13 protein-coding genes are annotated in these 14,682 nt (G+C 73.3%); 8 read left to right on the top strand and 5 right to left on the bottom strand.

Annotated features, from left to right (window positions below):
- Positions 1 to 125 precede the first annotated feature (125 nt).
- Positions 126 to 1,619, bottom strand: a complete 1,494-nt coding sequence (locus ACIQAK_RS20795) for a hypothetical protein (protein ID WP_366390148.1) — start codon at positions 1,617 to 1,619, stop codon at positions 126 to 128.
- Between the two features lie 160 nt (positions 1,620 to 1,779).
- Here ACIQAK_RS20795 and ACIQAK_RS20790 point away from each other — a divergent pair, with 160 nt between their 5' ends.
- Together ACIQAK_RS20790 and ACIQAK_RS20785 are read left to right on the top strand one after the other, a co-directional pair.
- On the top strand, positions 1,780 to 2,466 hold the full coding sequence (locus ACIQAK_RS20790; RefSeq protein WP_366390363.1) for a DUF305 domain-containing protein: 687 nt from the start codon (positions 1,780 to 1,782) through the stop codon (positions 2,464 to 2,466).
- Positions 2,467 to 2,648: 182 nt separating this feature from the next.
- A complete protein-coding gene (locus ACIQAK_RS20785; protein ID WP_366390149.1) occupies positions 2,649 to 4,016 on the top strand; it encodes an FAD-dependent oxidoreductase in 1,368 nt (455 codons plus the stop codon).
- A gap of 25 nt (positions 4,017 to 4,041) precedes the next feature.
- Here the strand turns inward: ACIQAK_RS20785 and ACIQAK_RS20780 are convergent, their stop codons facing one another.
- Positions 4,042 to 4,770: a class I SAM-dependent methyltransferase gene (locus ACIQAK_RS20780; protein ID WP_366390150.1), complete on the bottom strand. Its 729-nt coding sequence runs from the start codon at positions 4,768 to 4,770 to the stop codon at positions 4,042 to 4,044.
- 92 nt (positions 4,771 to 4,862) lie between these two features.
- The gene (locus tag ACIQAK_RS20775; RefSeq protein ID WP_366390151.1) at positions 4,863 to 5,267 is read right to left on the bottom strand and encodes a hypothetical protein; all 405 of its coding nucleotides are present in this window, start codon (positions 5,265 to 5,267) and stop codon (positions 4,863 to 4,865) included.
- Between the two features lie 334 nt (positions 5,268 to 5,601).
- Between ACIQAK_RS20775 and ACIQAK_RS20770 the strand changes: the two genes are divergently transcribed.
- From ACIQAK_RS20770 to ACIQAK_RS20755, 4 genes are all read left to right on the top strand, one after another.
- Entirely contained in the window at positions 5,602 to 6,687 is a 1,086-nt protein-coding gene (locus ACIQAK_RS20770; protein WP_366390152.1) for an exo-alpha-sialidase, read from the top strand.
- A gap of 44 nt (positions 6,688 to 6,731) precedes the next feature.
- Positions 6,732 to 7,409: a uracil-DNA glycosylase gene (locus tag ACIQAK_RS20765; protein ID WP_366390153.1), complete on the top strand. Its 678-nt coding sequence runs from the start codon at positions 6,732 to 6,734 to the stop codon at positions 7,407 to 7,409.
- Positions 7,406 to 8,587: a BadF/BadG/BcrA/BcrD ATPase family protein gene (locus tag ACIQAK_RS20760; protein ID WP_366390154.1), complete on the top strand. Its 1,182-nt coding sequence runs from the start codon at positions 7,406 to 7,408 to the stop codon at positions 8,585 to 8,587. The genes ACIQAK_RS20765 and ACIQAK_RS20760 overlap by 4 nt, the downstream gene beginning before the upstream one ends.
- Before the next feature lie 62 nt (positions 8,588 to 8,649).
- On the top strand, positions 8,650 to 9,573 hold the full coding sequence (locus tag ACIQAK_RS20755) for a hypothetical protein (protein ID WP_366390155.1): 924 nt from the start codon (positions 8,650 to 8,652) through the stop codon (positions 9,571 to 9,573).
- A 198-nt stretch (positions 9,574 to 9,771) separates the two neighbouring features.
- On the opposite strand, the gene ACIQAK_RS20750 is transcribed toward ACIQAK_RS20755, so the two are convergent.
- Both ACIQAK_RS20750 and ACIQAK_RS20745 read right to left on the bottom strand, forming a co-directional pair.
- A complete protein-coding gene (locus tag ACIQAK_RS20750) occupies positions 9,772 to 10,827 on the bottom strand; it encodes a lactonase family protein (RefSeq protein WP_366390156.1) in 1,056 nt (351 codons plus the stop codon).
- Positions 10,828 to 10,963: 136 nt separating this feature from the next.
- The gene (locus ACIQAK_RS20745) at positions 10,964 to 12,472 is read right to left on the bottom strand and encodes an FUSC family protein (RefSeq protein WP_366390157.1); all 1,509 of its coding nucleotides are present in this window, start codon (positions 12,470 to 12,472) and stop codon (positions 10,964 to 10,966) included.
- Between the two features lie 236 nt (positions 12,473 to 12,708).
- Between ACIQAK_RS20745 and ACIQAK_RS20740 the strand changes: the two genes are divergently transcribed.
- Together ACIQAK_RS20740 and ACIQAK_RS20735 are read left to right on the top strand one after the other, a co-directional pair.
- A complete protein-coding gene (locus ACIQAK_RS20740) occupies positions 12,709 to 13,185 on the top strand; it encodes an Lrp/AsnC family transcriptional regulator (protein ID WP_366390158.1) in 477 nt (158 codons plus the stop codon).
- Between the two features lie 307 nt (positions 13,186 to 13,492).
- On the top strand, positions 13,493 to 14,668 hold the full coding sequence (locus ACIQAK_RS20735; protein ID WP_366390364.1) for a serine/threonine-protein kinase: 1,176 nt from the start codon (positions 13,493 to 13,495) through the stop codon (positions 14,666 to 14,668).
- The last annotated feature ends 14 nt before the right edge of the window (positions 14,669 to 14,682 follow it).

The following is a 14,682-nucleotide window of genomic DNA, read 5'->3' as shown; positions in this document are numbered from 1 at the left end:
ACTTGGTACTTTAAATTTGCGGTCCCCCCCGGGGGGGGGCGGGGGCCGCCGGGGGGTTCCCACCCCCCGGGCGCACGCCGGCCCTGTGAGCGCGGGACGAAGGAAAAGCCTCGCCTGCCGACGGATCAGCGGTCGAAGTAGTCCGGCTGCGTCTGCACGTTGAGTCCGTCCAGCTCGACCCGGTCCGCCGGGTCGGTACGCCGGTCCTTCAGCTTCAGCACGTCGAAGCCCTTGGCGATGTCGCTGGAGTAGATGTGGCCGTTGTAGTAGTACGCCGACCAGGGGCCGGCCGTGGTGACCTGGCCGAGGGTGACCGGGCCGCGCTCGAAGTAGGCGATCTCCTTCGGCTTGGCCGAGTCGGTGAAGTCCCAGACGGAGATGCCGCCCTGGTACCAGGCCTGGACCATCAGGTCCTTGCCCTTCACCGGGATGATCGAGCCGTTGTGGGCGACGCAGACCTCGACGTCGGCCTGGTGGCGGTCGATCTTGAAGTAGCTGCGGAAGACCAGCTTGCGCTGGTCGCCCTTGCCCACGATGTCGTAGATGCCGTCGGCACCCCGCTTGGGCCCGGTCTGCTCGTTGCAGGTGGCCGCGCCGCCGCCGCCGAGCTCGTCGGTGAAGACGACCTTGTCCGCACCCTGGTTGAAGGTGGCCGAGTGCCAGAACGCGAAGTTCACGTTGTCCTGGACCCGGTCGATGATCTTCGGGCGCTCCGGGTCCTTGATGGAGAACAGCAGACCGTCACCCATGCAGGCACCGGCGGCCAGGTCCTTGGCAGGCAGGACCGTGATGTCGTGGCAGCCCGACGTCTTGGTGACGCCCGGGTTCTCGGGCGCCCCCGGGTTGCCGCCGTCCGGGAAGAGCACCGGGAAGTCCACGATCCGGGCCTTCTGCGGCTTCTTGACCGGCACCTTGATGATGGAGATGCCGTCGTGCGGCGGCCGGCAGTCGGGGAACGTCTCGTTCGGCGAGTACGAGGAGACGTAGACGTAGATGTTCTTCTTGCCGTCCGGCACGAGGGTGTGGGTGTGCGAGCCGCAGGCGGTCTCGACAGCAGCGATGTACCGGGGGTGGCGCTTGTTGCTGATGTCGAAGATCTTCATGCCCTCCCAGGAGGACTTCTCCGTGGCGGGCTGGGTGGTGCTGGAGCAGGAGTCGTCACTGCGCGAGGAGTCGGTGGACAGGAACAACAGGTTCCCGGAGACCGAGATGTCGTTCTGCGAGCCGGGGCAGAGGACTTCGGAGACGGTCCTCGGCTTCTTCGGGTTGCTGACGTCGTAGATGACGAAGCCGTCGTAGTTACCGACGTACGCGTACTTCCCCTGGAACGCGAGGTCGGTGTTGATGCCCTTCAGGGCGCCCTTCGGGACGTTCGTCAGGTGCTCGATGTTGGAGCTGTGGACGATCTCGTCCACGCCGGGTAGGTCACCGCCGCGGATCGCGGCGCGGGCCTCGGCCTGCTGACCGGTGGTCACGGAGCCGCGTTCGACCGGGGCGTCGCCCGGGTCGGGCGTCGCCGCTGCGGGGGCGGCCGTCAGCAGCGCGGCGAAGAGTCCGGCCGCGGCTGCTGCCACGCCCAGACGTCTGCGCCGCACGCGGGTGGTGTGCAACGAGATCACTGCGTCCTCCCTTATATCCGTTCGAGGTTCGAACGGTTTACGGACCCCGGCAGTATCGTCGCTCGCGTGTACACATCAACAGATGGCAACAGAGACGTAATGAAGTTTTTGATCTTTGCCCCCGCCGAAGCGTGCTAGGAACGGCTAGCAGCACACTCGTCTGGCACCGGAGGTCCCCGTGTTGATCCACCGTCCGTCCGCCCGTCCGCGCGCGACCGCCCTCGCGGCAGCGGTGGTTGCCGCTGTACTCGCCCTGGGCGGCTGCGACGGGGACGGCGGCGACACGAAACCGGCCGCGGGCAAGGACACAGGTCCGGGGGTGGTGGCCCCCGGCAGACCGGGCGAGCCCGCCCGGACGCTCACCGCCGAGGAGGCGGCGAAGGAGGCCGGCCGGGACACGGCGAACTCCGCGGACTTCCGTTACGCGAAGATGATGATCGAGCACCACTCCCAGGCCCTCGTGATGACCGAACTCGCCCCGGTCCGGGCCTCGTCCACGGCCGTGAAGAGGCTGGCCGAGCGCATCTCCGCAGGCCAGAAGCCGGAGATCGGCGCGATGGAAGGTTGGCTGAAAAGGAACGGTGGCGAAGACCGTGAACAGCCCCACGACCACGCCGGGATGCCCGGCATGGCGTCCGAGACGCAGCTGGAGGAGTTGCGCGCGGCGCGGGGCAAGGCCTTCGACGAGATCTTTCTGAAGCTGATGGTCACCCACCATCAGGGGGCGGTCACCATGGCCTCGGAGGCGCTCTCGGAGGGGAACGACGTGATCGTCGAGGAGATGGCCGGCGATGTCGCCGCCCAGCAGACGGTGGAGATCGACCGGATGCGCGCGCTGATGACGTGAGGACCGCGCGCCTCCTGATGACGTGAGGACCGCGCGCGCCTCCCGGTACGCGCCTCCCGGTGCTCGCCTTCCGGGCGCCGGTATGACCGCCGGGCACCGCGAGCGGCCCGCGTGACCGCCGGGCGTTCCGTGTTCCGGGCGTCGGTGCGATGCTGGAAGCACCCTCCGGGAAGAGGTGCGCCGTGCTCCGTGTCGCCGTCGTCGGTTCCGGACCCAGCGGGGTCTACACCGCCCAGGCCCTGCTGGACCAGTCGCTCGTGCCCGATGTCCGCGTCCACGTCCTGGACCGGCTCCCCACCCCGTACGGCCTGGTGCGGTACGGGGTCGCCCCCGACCACGAGAAGATCAAGTCGCTCCAGAACAGCCTGCGGGCGGTCCTGGAGGACGAGCGGGTCACCTTCGCCGGCCATGTGCAGATCGGCGGGGCGGACGGTGTCTCCCCGGCCCGCCTGGCGGAGCTGTACCACGCGGTCGTCTACTGCGTCGGGGCCGCGGCCGACCGCCCGCTGGCGGTGCCGGGCGAGGATCTGCCGGGGAGCTACTCCGCCACCCGGTTCGTCTCGTGGTACAGCGCGCATCCGGACATCGCCCCCGACGGCTTCACCCTCCGGGCCCGCTCGGCCGTGGTGATCGGCGTCGGCAACGTGGCGGTCGACGTGGCCCGGATCCTGGCGCGCGGAGCCGAGGAACTGCGCGCCACCGATGTGCCGAGGGCCGCGCTCGGGGCGCTCGCCGGGAGCCGGGTGCGCGAGGTGCACATCGCGGGCCGCCGCGGGCCCTCCCAGGCCCGGTTCACCACCAAGGAGCTGCGGGAACTGGGGGCGCTGCCCGGGGCGCGGATGGTCGTCGACCCGGCGGAGCTGGCTCTCGACCCGGCGTACGCGGCCCAGGACGGGCTGCCGCTGCCCGCGGTGGTGCGGCGGAACCTGGAGGTGCTGCGCGGCTGGTCGGCGCAGGGCGATCCCACGGTGTCCGACGCCGTACGCCGCATCCGGCTGCGGTTCTTCCTGCGGCCGGTGGAGCTGCTGGAGCGCGGCGGGCGGGTCGCCGGGGTGCGGTTCGCCCGGACGGCTCCGGACGGCGCCGGGGGCGTACTGGACACCGGTGCGTACGAGGACGTGGCGGCCCAGCTGGTGCTGCGGGCCGTCGGCTACCGCGGGGTGGAGCTGCCGGGCCTGCCCTTCGACCCCGTGCGCGGGACGGTGCCGCACGAGGCGGGGCGGGTCCTGCGGGAAGGGGCGCCCTCGCCCGGCGAGTACGTGGCGGGGTGGATCAAGCGGGGGCCGACCGGGGTGATCGGTTCGAACCGGTCCTGCGCAAAGGAGACCGTCGCCTCCCTGATCGGGGACGCGCCCCTGCTCGCCCGGCGACCGGCCGCGGACGATCCGCTGGCCGTGCTGCGGGCGTGGGGGCTGCGGCCGGTGGAGTGGGACGGCTGGCTGTCGATCGAGCGCGCGGAGGCGGCCCTGGGGCGTTCCCTGGGGCGGGGTCCGGTGAAGATCCCCGACTGGTCCGGGCTGCTGTCGGCGGCCCGGGGCGAGGAGCGGTGAGAAGGGCCTTGGGCCCCTCTCGTCGTCACTCCCGGGTGGCCACCACGAGGCGGGCGCGGGGGGAGCCGTCGGGGCGTCGGCCCAGGTCGGTCAGGGCCATCAGCCGCACGCTGAACCCGGCGTCGGTCAGGTCGTCGAGCACGTCGGAGAGCCGGAACGTGCGGTAGTACATGATGAACTTCGGGCGCCACAGGGCGTTGCGCGCCCGCATCACCGCGTCGAAGCCGAGGAACGACCAGTAGGCGCGCGACCCCACGGCCGGCGGGGCGCCGATCGGGAAGACGAACCGGCCGCCCGGCCGGAGCGAGCCGTACACCTCGGCGAAGAGCCCGAACCGGTCCGCGGGCAGGAAATGGCCGAACGCGCCGATGCTCAGGGCCAGATCGAAGGACGGGGCGAACGGGAGCGCCAGGGCGTCGGCCCGCACCCAGTCGACCACCGGCCCGCCGTCCACGGGGCGCAGCGCCGCACGGGCCTCGGCGAGCATGCCCGCGCTGAAGTCGACCCCGGCCACCCGCTCCCGGCACACCTGTCGCAGCACGCCGACGCCCGCGCCGGTGCCGCAGCAGACGTCCAGGCCGGTGCCGAAGGGGCCCAGCGGCTCCAGGGCCCGGGTGACGCTGTCGAGAACGCGGTCCGGGGTCCGGTAGGGCGTGTGGTCGAACTTCGGGGCGAGGAGATCGTAGCCGTGCTGGGTCGACGAGAGCGCCTGGACGGCCAGTTCGCGGAGGGTGGGGCCCTGTTTGGTGAACATCGCGGCCAGCCTAGCGAGGGGGAAGGCGGGCCGAGGGCCGAACGCGGCGCTTCCCGCGGCGTGAGGGTGGGCGGACCCGCGGCCGAGGGGGTTCAGCGGTTGCCGGGCAGCCTGCGCCGGAGGGTGATCGCGGTGTTGACGTCGTAACTCTGGTTCCAGGTGCGGCCCGCACCGGACTTCCAGGTGATGTGGGCCGCGGACCCGTCGGTCCGTACGCCGTCCACGGTCATGGCCCGCTCGCCGTCCCGCACGTCACCCCGGCGCAGCTCGCCCGCCGGGACCGTGACGGGCCCCTCGGCGGGCGCGTTCTCCGTCTCCTCGGCCGCCCGGACCAGCACGGCCGCCAGCTCCCGGGCCGCGCCCGGGGTGCACGACCAGACCAGCTCGCCCGCCGGCGGCGACAGTGTCACGGAGACCCGGGGATCGGGCCCGGCCTCCCCCGGGGCCACCGCCACCGGCACGTCGTGACCGTCGGCGTCCGTGATCCCGCTGCCCATCGTCTGCTCCTCGTGCCCGGTCCGGTGGTGTGTGCCGCTCCAGCATCTCAGCTGTGCCGGAGCCCGCCGGCCCTGCCGCGACCAGGGCGATCCGATGGTGCGTGCGGCGGAGCGGCCACCGCGGCACCCCGCTCCCGGTGTGCGCCACTCCTCGGCCCGGGGCCGGACGGCTGGACGCCGGAGCCGCCGTCGCACGGCGGTCAGGGGAGCCGTCGCCACCCGGGCGTCGGCAGGACGGCGGGCGGACGCGCCGGGCGCGTGCGCGAGCCACTGTCAGTGGTCGGGTGCAGACTGGCTCACATCCGGCACAACGGCGTATCGGGAGGTCTCCGCCATGACCGACGTACTCCTCACCGTGGGCACCCGCAAGGGTCTGTTCATCGGCCGCAGACACCAGGGGAACTGGAAGATCGAGGGCCCGCACTTCAACGCGCAGGCGATCTACTCGGTCGCCATCGACACGCGTGGGGACACGCCCCGGCTGCTGGCGGGCGGCGACAGCGCGCACTGGGGGCCGTCCGTCTTCCACTCCGACGACCTGGGCGGGAGCTGGGTAGAGCCGCAGCGCCCCGCGGTGAAGTTCCCCGAGTTCACCGGGGCGTCGCTGGAGCGGGTCTGGCAGTTGCAGCCGGCCGGCCCCGAGGCCCCGGGCGTGGTCTACGCGGGCACCGAACCGGCCGCGCTGTTCCGCTCCGAGGACCGGGGCGAGTCCTTCGAGCTGGTCCGCCCGCTCTGGGAGCACCCGACGCGCTCGAAGTGGGTGCCGGGCGGCGGCGGGGAGGGTCTGCACACCGTCCTCACCGACCGCCGGGACGCCCGTGCGGTGACGGTCGCGGTCTCGACGGCGGGCGTGTTCCGGACGAAGGACGGCGGGGCGAGCTGGGAGCCTGCGAACAAGGGCGTCTCCGCGGTCTTCCTGCCGGATCCGGACCCGGAGTTCGGCCAGTGCGTCCACAAGGTCACCCGGGACGCGGCCGACCCGGACCGGCTCTACCTCCAGAACCACTGGGGCGTCTTCCGCAGCGACGACGGGGGCGACAGCTGGAGCGACATCGGCGCGGGCCTGCCGTCCGACTTCGGATTCGCCGCCGTGGCGCACCCGCACCGCGGCGGCACGGCATACGTCTTCCCGATCAACGCCGACGCCGACCGGGTCCCGGCGGAGCACCGCTGCCGGGTCTTCCGTACGACCGACGCGGGGCGCACCTGGGAGCCGCTCACGGTGGGCCTGCCGGGCGGGGAGCATTACGGCACGGTGCTGCGTGACGCGCTCTGCACGGACGACGCGGACCCCGCCGGGATCTACTTCGGCAACCGCAACGGCGAGTTGTACGCGAGCGCGGACGACGGTGACAACTGGCAGCAGCTCGCCTCGCATCTGCCGGACGTGCTCTGCGTACGGGCGGTGGCCCTCGGCTGACGGCACTTGGTCGCCGTGGTCGTATCACCAGTAGAGTGCGGCCCGTGGCAGCACGACCTTTGAAGGAAATCATCGAGCCGGGGTGGGCGGACGCCCTCGAACCCGTGGCCGAACGCATCGCCGCTATGGGTGACTTCCTCCGCGCGGAGATCGCCGCGGGACGTACGTACCTGCCCTCCGGGGCTCATGTACTGCGGGCGTTCCAGCAGCCGTTCGAGGAGGTGCGGGTCCTCGTCGTCGGCCAGGACCCCTACCCCACCCCGGGGCACGCGATCGGGCTGAGCTTCGCGGTGGCGCCCGATGTCCGGCCGCTGCCGGGCAGCCTGGAGAACATCTTCCGGGAGCTGCAGGCGGACCTCGGCCTGCCCCGGCCGTCCAACGGTGACCTCACGCCGTGGACCCGGCAGGGGGTGCTGCTGCTCAACCGGGCGCTGACCACCGCGCCCCGGCGGCCCGCCGCCCACCGCGGCAAGGGCTGGGAAGAGGTGACCGAGCAGGCGATCAGGGCGCTGGTGGCCCGGGGCACGCCACTGGTGTCGGTCCTGTGGGGGCGCGACGCCCGCAATCTCCGGCCGCAGCTGGGCGACTTCCCCGCGATCGAGTCCTCGCACCCCTCGCCGATGTCGGCCGACCGCGGGTTCTTCGGCTCGCGGCCGTTCAGCCGCGTCAACGAACTGCTGGAGCGCCAGGGGGCGCAGCCGGTCGACTGGCGCCTGCCGTGACGGACGGCCCGTCTTCGCCCGCCGTAACCCCGGACGCGTACGTCCTCGGGGTCGACTCCGGCGGGTCGGGGCTGAGGGTGGCGCTCGGCCGGGTGGACGGGGAAGGGCCGCTGTCCACGGCTGTCTGCGCCGAGCCGGTGCGGACGGGGGCCGGGGGGATCGACGCGGCTCATCTGCTGGAACAACTTCTGCCCGTGGCGGCCGAGTTGCTGGAGCGATCCGCCCGGGGCGGCGCCGTCGGCGCGGGGGGCGCCCCTGCGAGGGTCGCCGCGCTGGCGATCGGGGCCGCCGGTATGGCCACGCTCGGTGAGCGGCTGCGGGCGGAGCTGCCCGGTGCGCTGGCCAAGGCCCTGGGCGTCGGCCGGCTGGCGCTGGCCGCGGATGCGGTGACGGCGTACGCGGGCGCGGTGGGACAGCGTCCCGGGGCGGTCGTCGCGGGCGGCACGGGCATGATCGCCCTCGGTACGGACCTCGCCGGGTGGCACCGCGCCGACGGCTGGGGTCATCTTCTGGGTGACAGCGGTGGCGGTGCGTGGATCGGCCGCGCGGGGCTCGACGCGGCGATGCGTGCCCATGACGGACGACGTGGCGGGTCCCCCGCCCTGTTGGCCCGGCTGCACGCCGTGTTCGGTTCCGCCGAGGGTCTTCCGGGTCTGCTCTACCCGCGCTCCGACCGTCCGGCCGTGCTCGCCTCGTTCGCCCCGGAGGTGGCGGCGTGCGCCGGTGCGGACGAGGTCGCGGCGGGCATCCTGCGGGAGGCGGCCGCCCATATCGCCGAGGCGGCCGCGGCCGTCTGCCCCGCCGCCGGGCCCGAGGGCGACGGCGGCTGCGAAGTGGCCCTGACCGGCGGGCTGTTCCGGATGGGCGAGCCCCTGCTCGGACCGGTGCGCGAGGAGCTGGCGCGGCTGCTCCCGCAGGCCCGTGTGGCCACCGGCACGGGCGATCCGCTGACCGGCGCACTCCGGATCGCGCGCGCCTTGGCCGTGGGCGGGCTGCGGCTGCCGCGCCACCCGACGATGCTGTTCGTGCCGACCGGGGACGAACCCTCCGGACGCGTGGGAGCAGTGGCACGGAACAGGCAGTCGGAACCCTGCGACGTACCGGCGGACGGGCCGACAGGCAGGCCGACAGACACGGACACTTCACCGGTAGGCCACTCATCGGACATAAGCGGATAGTTAACGCTCGACCGGACCCTCCCCGAACGGAGGAGCATCCAAAACCAGTAGCATGCGGCGCCATGAGCACCCCCACTGGGCCCGCTTCCGGCCTGCCTGTACGAATGCCGCGACCTCGCCAGTCCGGACGGCACCGCCGCCCGGAGCCGGTGGTCGCACCTGAGGGCGCTGCCGCGCTCGTTCTCGCCGTTCCCGGTACCCCCTCCTCGGCCACGCGCGGTCTGGCCGAAGAGGTGATCAGCATCGCCCGTTCCGAGCTGCCCGGCCTCAACGCCCGGATCGGCTACCTCGACGGCGACGATGCCGAGTACCCCACTCTGGCCACCGTTCTCGCCCACTCCGCCGCCGAGCGCGTCGCGCGCTACGAGCAGGCCGTCGCCGCCGGGCGTGAGGCCGCCGAGCCCACCGGTCCGGCCGCCGTCGTCGTCCCGCTGCTCGCGGGTCCCGACGGCACGCTGATCCGGCGGATACGGCAGGCCGTGATGGACAGCGGTACGCAGGTCGAGCTGACCGACGTGCTCGGTCCGCACCCGCTGCTCGCCGAGGCCCTGCACGTACGGCTCTCGGAGGCCGGACTGGCGCGCGCCGACCGGGCCAGGCTGTTCACCGTCGCCACCGCCGCCGACGGCATCGTGCTGATCACGGTGGGCGGCGAGGAGGCCGTGCGGGCCGCCGGGATCACCGGCATGCTGCTGGCCGCCCGGCTCGCCGTGCCGGTGATGGCCGCCGCACTGGACGTGGAGGGCTCGGTCGCCTCGATCGCGCAGCAGCTCCAGGGCTCCGGCTCCGCGCAGCTCGCGCTGGCGCCGTACCTGGTGGGTCCGGAGGTCGACGCCGGCCTGCTGGCAGCGGCCGCGCGGGAGGCGGGCTGCGCTACCGCCGAACCGCTGGGCGCCTACCCGGCCATCGGCAAGCTCGTGCTGTCGCTGTACGCCACCGCGCTGGGCATCACGCCCGCGACCCCGCAGGGCGCCCAGGCGCACTGACCGGGTTCACGGCGGCGGCGCGGACGTGCGAAGGCCGCGGCCCGGACCGGAGGCATCCTCCCTGATCCTCCGGTCCGGGCCGCGGCCTTCCGTCTGCGTGGGGGCCCGCGTCAGCCGAGGACTCTCCGCAGGCGGCCCGGGGTCGGCCGAGGACTCTCCGTGAGCGGCCCGCGGGCTTCCGCGTCCGTGGAAGCCGGGTCAGCCGAGGACGACGCAGGAGACCGCCGGGATGTCGACGGAGCCCGCGTGCCGCGGGACGCCCGTCTCGGCGTCCACGGCGAACCAGCTGACGTTGCCGGAGCGCTCGTTGGCCGCGTACAGCCACTGGCCGCTCGGGTCGAGGGTGAGGTCGCGCGGCCAGTGGCCGCCGCAGCCGACGGTGGCCACCAGGGCGGCCTTCTCGCCGGTCTCGTCGAGGGTCAGGACCGAGATGCTGTCGTGGCCCCGGGTGGCGGTCCACAGGAAGCGCCCGTCCCGCGCCACGACCACCTCGGACGGATAGCCGCGTACGGAACCGTCGCCGGTGGCGGGCTCGGGCAGCACCGGAACCTCCCCCAGCGCTTCGATGTGCCCCGCCTCCGCGTCCCAGCGGCACACGGTGAGGGTCGGTGCCAGCTCGTTCAGGACGTAGGTGTAGCGGCCCGAGGGGTGGAAGGCCAGGTGGCGCGGGCCGGTGCCCGGGCGCAGGGCCGTCTCCTCGTGCGGCTCCAGCACACCGGTGGCGGGGGCCAGGGCACCGACCCGTACCGAGTCGGTGCCGAGGTCCACGCTGAGCACCCAGCGGCCGGAGGGGTCGGCCACCACCTGGTGGGCGTGCGGCCCCTCCTGGCGTTCGCCGTCCGGGCCGCTTCCCTCATGGCGGACGGCCGAGGAGACCTCATCGAGGGTTCCGTCGGGGAGCACGGGCAGGACGGTGACGCTGCCGGACCCGTAGTTGGCGGTGACCAGGTGGTTCCCGGCGAGCGCGAGGTGGGTGGGGCCGTCTGCGTCGACGGGCCGTACGGGACCCAGGAGGGCCGGCACGTCGCCGCTGACGTCGAAGGCGGCCGCCGAGCCCGGGGCGCTCTCCCCGACCGCGTACAGGACCCTCCCGCCCGGTCCGAGGGCGAGGAACGAGGGGTCGGGCACGGCGTCCGACGACCCGAGCACGGTGAGTGCTCCGGTGCTCCGGTCGACCTCGGCCGCCGTGACGCCCCGGCCCCCGGCCGAGGTGAACGATCCCATGAATGCCCGCCCGGCGTTGCTGCCGCCCATCGCACTACCCCACTTCACCGTCGCCGCGATCTTCCGGCTGACGGTAGCAGGCGGCCCGACTCAGGTCTGGACCAATCCGCCGAAGGGTCGGCGGTGGGTCGCAAGGGTGGGGGGCGGTGCGGTCGTACGGGTCCGCTCAGGCGGCGATGGGGGCGCGCGGCGAGCTGTGCAGGGGCGTGGCGAGGTCGGCCAGCGCACGCTCCAGACCGTGCAGGTGGGCCAGAGCGGGGTGGTCGACGGCAGCGCCGGGCTGCACGCCCGCGCGTTCGGCTCCGCGCGCCTGCCGGTTCTCCTGACGCAGGAGCTCCTCCACCGCCTCCTCCACCCGGGAGCAGGCGGCCGACAGCCGGGCGTCGTGCGAGGCGGCCGGGTCGGCGGCGATGGAGGCCAGACCGCGCACTTCGCGGACGCAGTCGTCGAGCAGGGCGAGTACCTGCCGCGCCCGCGCCTTGCGGGCCTTCAACGGGCTCAGGGGGTGCACCAGCGGCGCGAGCGAGAGCCGGACCCTGCCGAGCAGCACCTCGAGTTCGACGACGTGGGGGGCGGGGTCCGCGGTCAGGGAACCGGCGAGGCGCTCGGCGGCATCGGCCGTGCAGGTGTGCACGCACCGCAACGCCTTGCGGATCCACGCGTCGGTGGTGGCGTGGGTGGTGACGGGCAGGATCAGCAGCACGGCGAGGACCGCCCCGAGCGCACCGACGGCCGTCTCGGCGACCCGCAGCCAGAGCAGGGACGCCTCCAGGACGCCCAGGACCCCGTAGAGCATGCCGACCATGACGGTCACGAAGAACATCATCCAGCTGTACGAGACCGCCGCCGTGTAGAAGATCCCGAACACGCTCACCGCGACGAGGGCGGCGGTGGGCACACCGGCCCCGTCGACGGGGATGGCGACGAGGAAGCCGGCGACGATTCCGATCACGGTCCCCAGGACCCGGCGGAAGCCGCGTACCAGGGTCTCGCCGCGCGAGGTGGTGTTCACGAACACCCACCAGGTGGCGCCCACCGCCCAGTACCAGCGCTGGTCGGAGAGCAGCTGCCCCAGGCCCAGCGCGAAGGCGCCGCCCAGCGTGGCCTGCACCGCCTGCCGGGTGGTCACCCGGGCCAGCCCGCGCCCCTCCGGAGCGGTGGGCACGGCCACGGCCGGCAGCACTCGCTCGTAGCACCACAGGCCGAAGCGGACGGTGGAGGAGACGCAGAGGGACAGCACGACGGCGGCGTACAGCTCAGGCAGCTGCTCCGGCACGGTGTGCAGGAACTGGGCGGCGAAGAAGGTCATGAACGCGAAGACGCCGAGTGAGTGCCCGCGCGGCCCCCAGCGCCGGGCGTAGACGCCCGCGCCCATGACGGCGAGGAAGACGAGATCGCGGGCGACGGGCAGGTCGTGCAGTACGGCGGCCACGGCCAGGACCGGGAGGCCGGCGGCGGGGAGCAGAGCCGTCGTGACCGCCTGCCGGCGCACGGTCGCGTCGGTCACCGTGAAGAGGGCGAGCAGCGCCGCCAGACCGCCGGTGATCGCCGCGACGAGCGAGTGGCCGACGAGCCCGCACAGCGCGACCGCGAGCCCGATCCCGATGACGGCCCGGGCGGCGAACCGCAGCCGCACCCGTCGCGGGTCCGGTGCAACGAACACCCTCTTCAGCACACTGCTCCCCTTCCGCGTCTCCCGTGGGCTCCGCGCTCACCGCGCTCTCGGCGCGCTCCGCATGAAAAAGGCGCCACGGAGATCCGCAGCGCCATCGACAGGTCTTATAAGAGCATCCGGGGGGCCTATGGATCAAACGAGGGGGAGACTCTTGGACCAATGGCATAGTCCTTGACGAGATTCGTGGGCCAGGAGGAGGCCAACGGACCACCCGGACCACAAGGAGACCGACGGAGATGGCCGTGGACGCTCTCGACACCCGCATCCTGCGCCTGCTGATCGAGCAGCCGCGTACCAGCGTGCGGGAGTACGCGCGCGTCCTCGGGGTGGCCCGCGGCACGCTGCAGGCCCGGCTGGACCGGCTGGAGCGGGACGGTGTCATCACCGGTACCGGGCCGACCCTCTCCCCCGCCGCGCTGGGCCACCCCGTCCTCGCCTTCGTCCACCTGGAGGTCACCCAGGGTCATCTGGTGGAGGTCGGCGACGCGCTGGCGGCCGTTCCGGAGATCATCGAGGCGTTCTCGACTACCGGCGGCGGGGATCTGCTGACCCGGGTGGTGGCCCGGGACAACGGGCATCTGGAGGACGTGATCCAGCGACTGATCCAGCTGCCGGGTGTCGTGCGGACGCGGACGGACGTGGCGCTGCGCGAGCGGGTGGCGCACCGGGTGCTGCCGCTGGTCGAAGCCGTGGGGCGGGCGGCGGGCGACTGAGGCGGCCGGGCGGGTCCGTCGCGGTGTCCGCGACCGCGCGAAGAGCGCATCCGCGCCTCGAACGCCGGGGCGGCGGAACCTGGACGTGCCGGGCCGTCAGTCATGGTCCGGCAGAGGGCCGTCGGGACATCGGCGGCCCTGCGGACCGATATCCTGATCATGTCGTCCACTCCGCCGTGCCGGGCTCCTCAGGGGGCAGGCCGACGCGCGGTGGGCCGGCAGTCGGAGCGGGCCACGATTCGAGTTAGGTGAACAGGTGCTGGTAGCTGGTCGGTACCGGTTGATATCCCCCATCGGCCGGGGCGGCATGGGCGAGGTGTGGCGCGCGGCGGACGAGGTGCTGGGCCGCGCCGTGGCCGTGAAGCTGCTGCTGGGGGACCAGGCGGACGCCTCGTCGACCGCCCGGTTCCGGCTGGAGGCCCAGACCGCCGCCCGGCTGAGCCACCCGCACCTGGTGGCCGTCTTCGACTTCGGGGCCTGGGAGGACCGGTTCTTCCTGGTGATGGAGCTGGTCGAGGGGCAGAGCCTCGGCGATCTGCTCGCCGCCCAGGAGCGGGTCCATCCGGAGCAGGTCGCGCGGATCGCGGGTGAGGCGGCGGCCGGTCTCGCCGCCGCGCACCGTCAGGGCATCGTCCACCGGGACATCAAGCCGGGAAACCTGATGCTGGACGCGGACGGTTCGGTGAAGATCGGCGACTTCGGGATCGCGCAGTTCGTCGACGACCCGTCGACAGCGCTGACCACGGCCGGGCACATCGTGGGCACCAGCCTCTACCTGGCGCCCGAGCGGGCTCTGGGTCGTACCGCCGACTCCGCGTCCGACATGTACTCGCTGGGCTGCGTCATCTACCAACTGCTGCTCGGGCAGCCGCCGTTCAGGTCGGACACCGCGACCGCCACGCTGTACCAGCACGTCGACACCCCGCCGGTCCCGCTCCGGCAGCGAGGTGTGGACATGTCCGCCGCCTTCGACGCGTACCTCCTCGGTCTGCTGGCCAAGCAGCCGGAAGGGCGGCCCACCGCGCAGCAGGTCGCCGACTGGTTCCGTACCGACGCCTGGCGTGGCCGTCCGGAGCCTCTCCCGATGCCGAATCCCACCTCCCGCCGGGCCCCTGCGCCCACCGCCCCGGCGTCCGCCCCGGCCGCCCCCGGGACGTACCGCCTCCCGCAGCCCACGGGGCGCAGACGCAGCACCACCTCCCGGTCCGCCCCGCCCCGCCGCCGCTCCACGCGGGAGGCGATCCGCCGGCGTCCGAGGGTGGCGAGCGCCATCGCGGGTACGGCGACGTTCCTGGCGGCCATGTACCTGGGGATGATCCTTTTCTCGCCGGACCCCAGCTCGGCCGGCACCCCCGCCCCGGGCAGCCCCTCCTCCGGTCCGGTCTCGCCGGGCGTCCAGGACGGCGGACAGCAGCCGGAGCAGCAGGGCAACCAGCCGGCCAAGGACGACGAGCCGGGCGAGCGGGACGAGCGGGACGACTGAGTCCCGCTCGCCCG

It is taken from the genome of Streptomyces sp. NPDC088706 (genome assembly GCF_044752765.1).
Lineage (GTDB): Bacteria > Actinomycetota > Actinomycetes > Streptomycetales > Streptomycetaceae > Streptomyces.
This window is presented reverse-complemented; position numbering and strand designations above follow the sequence as displayed.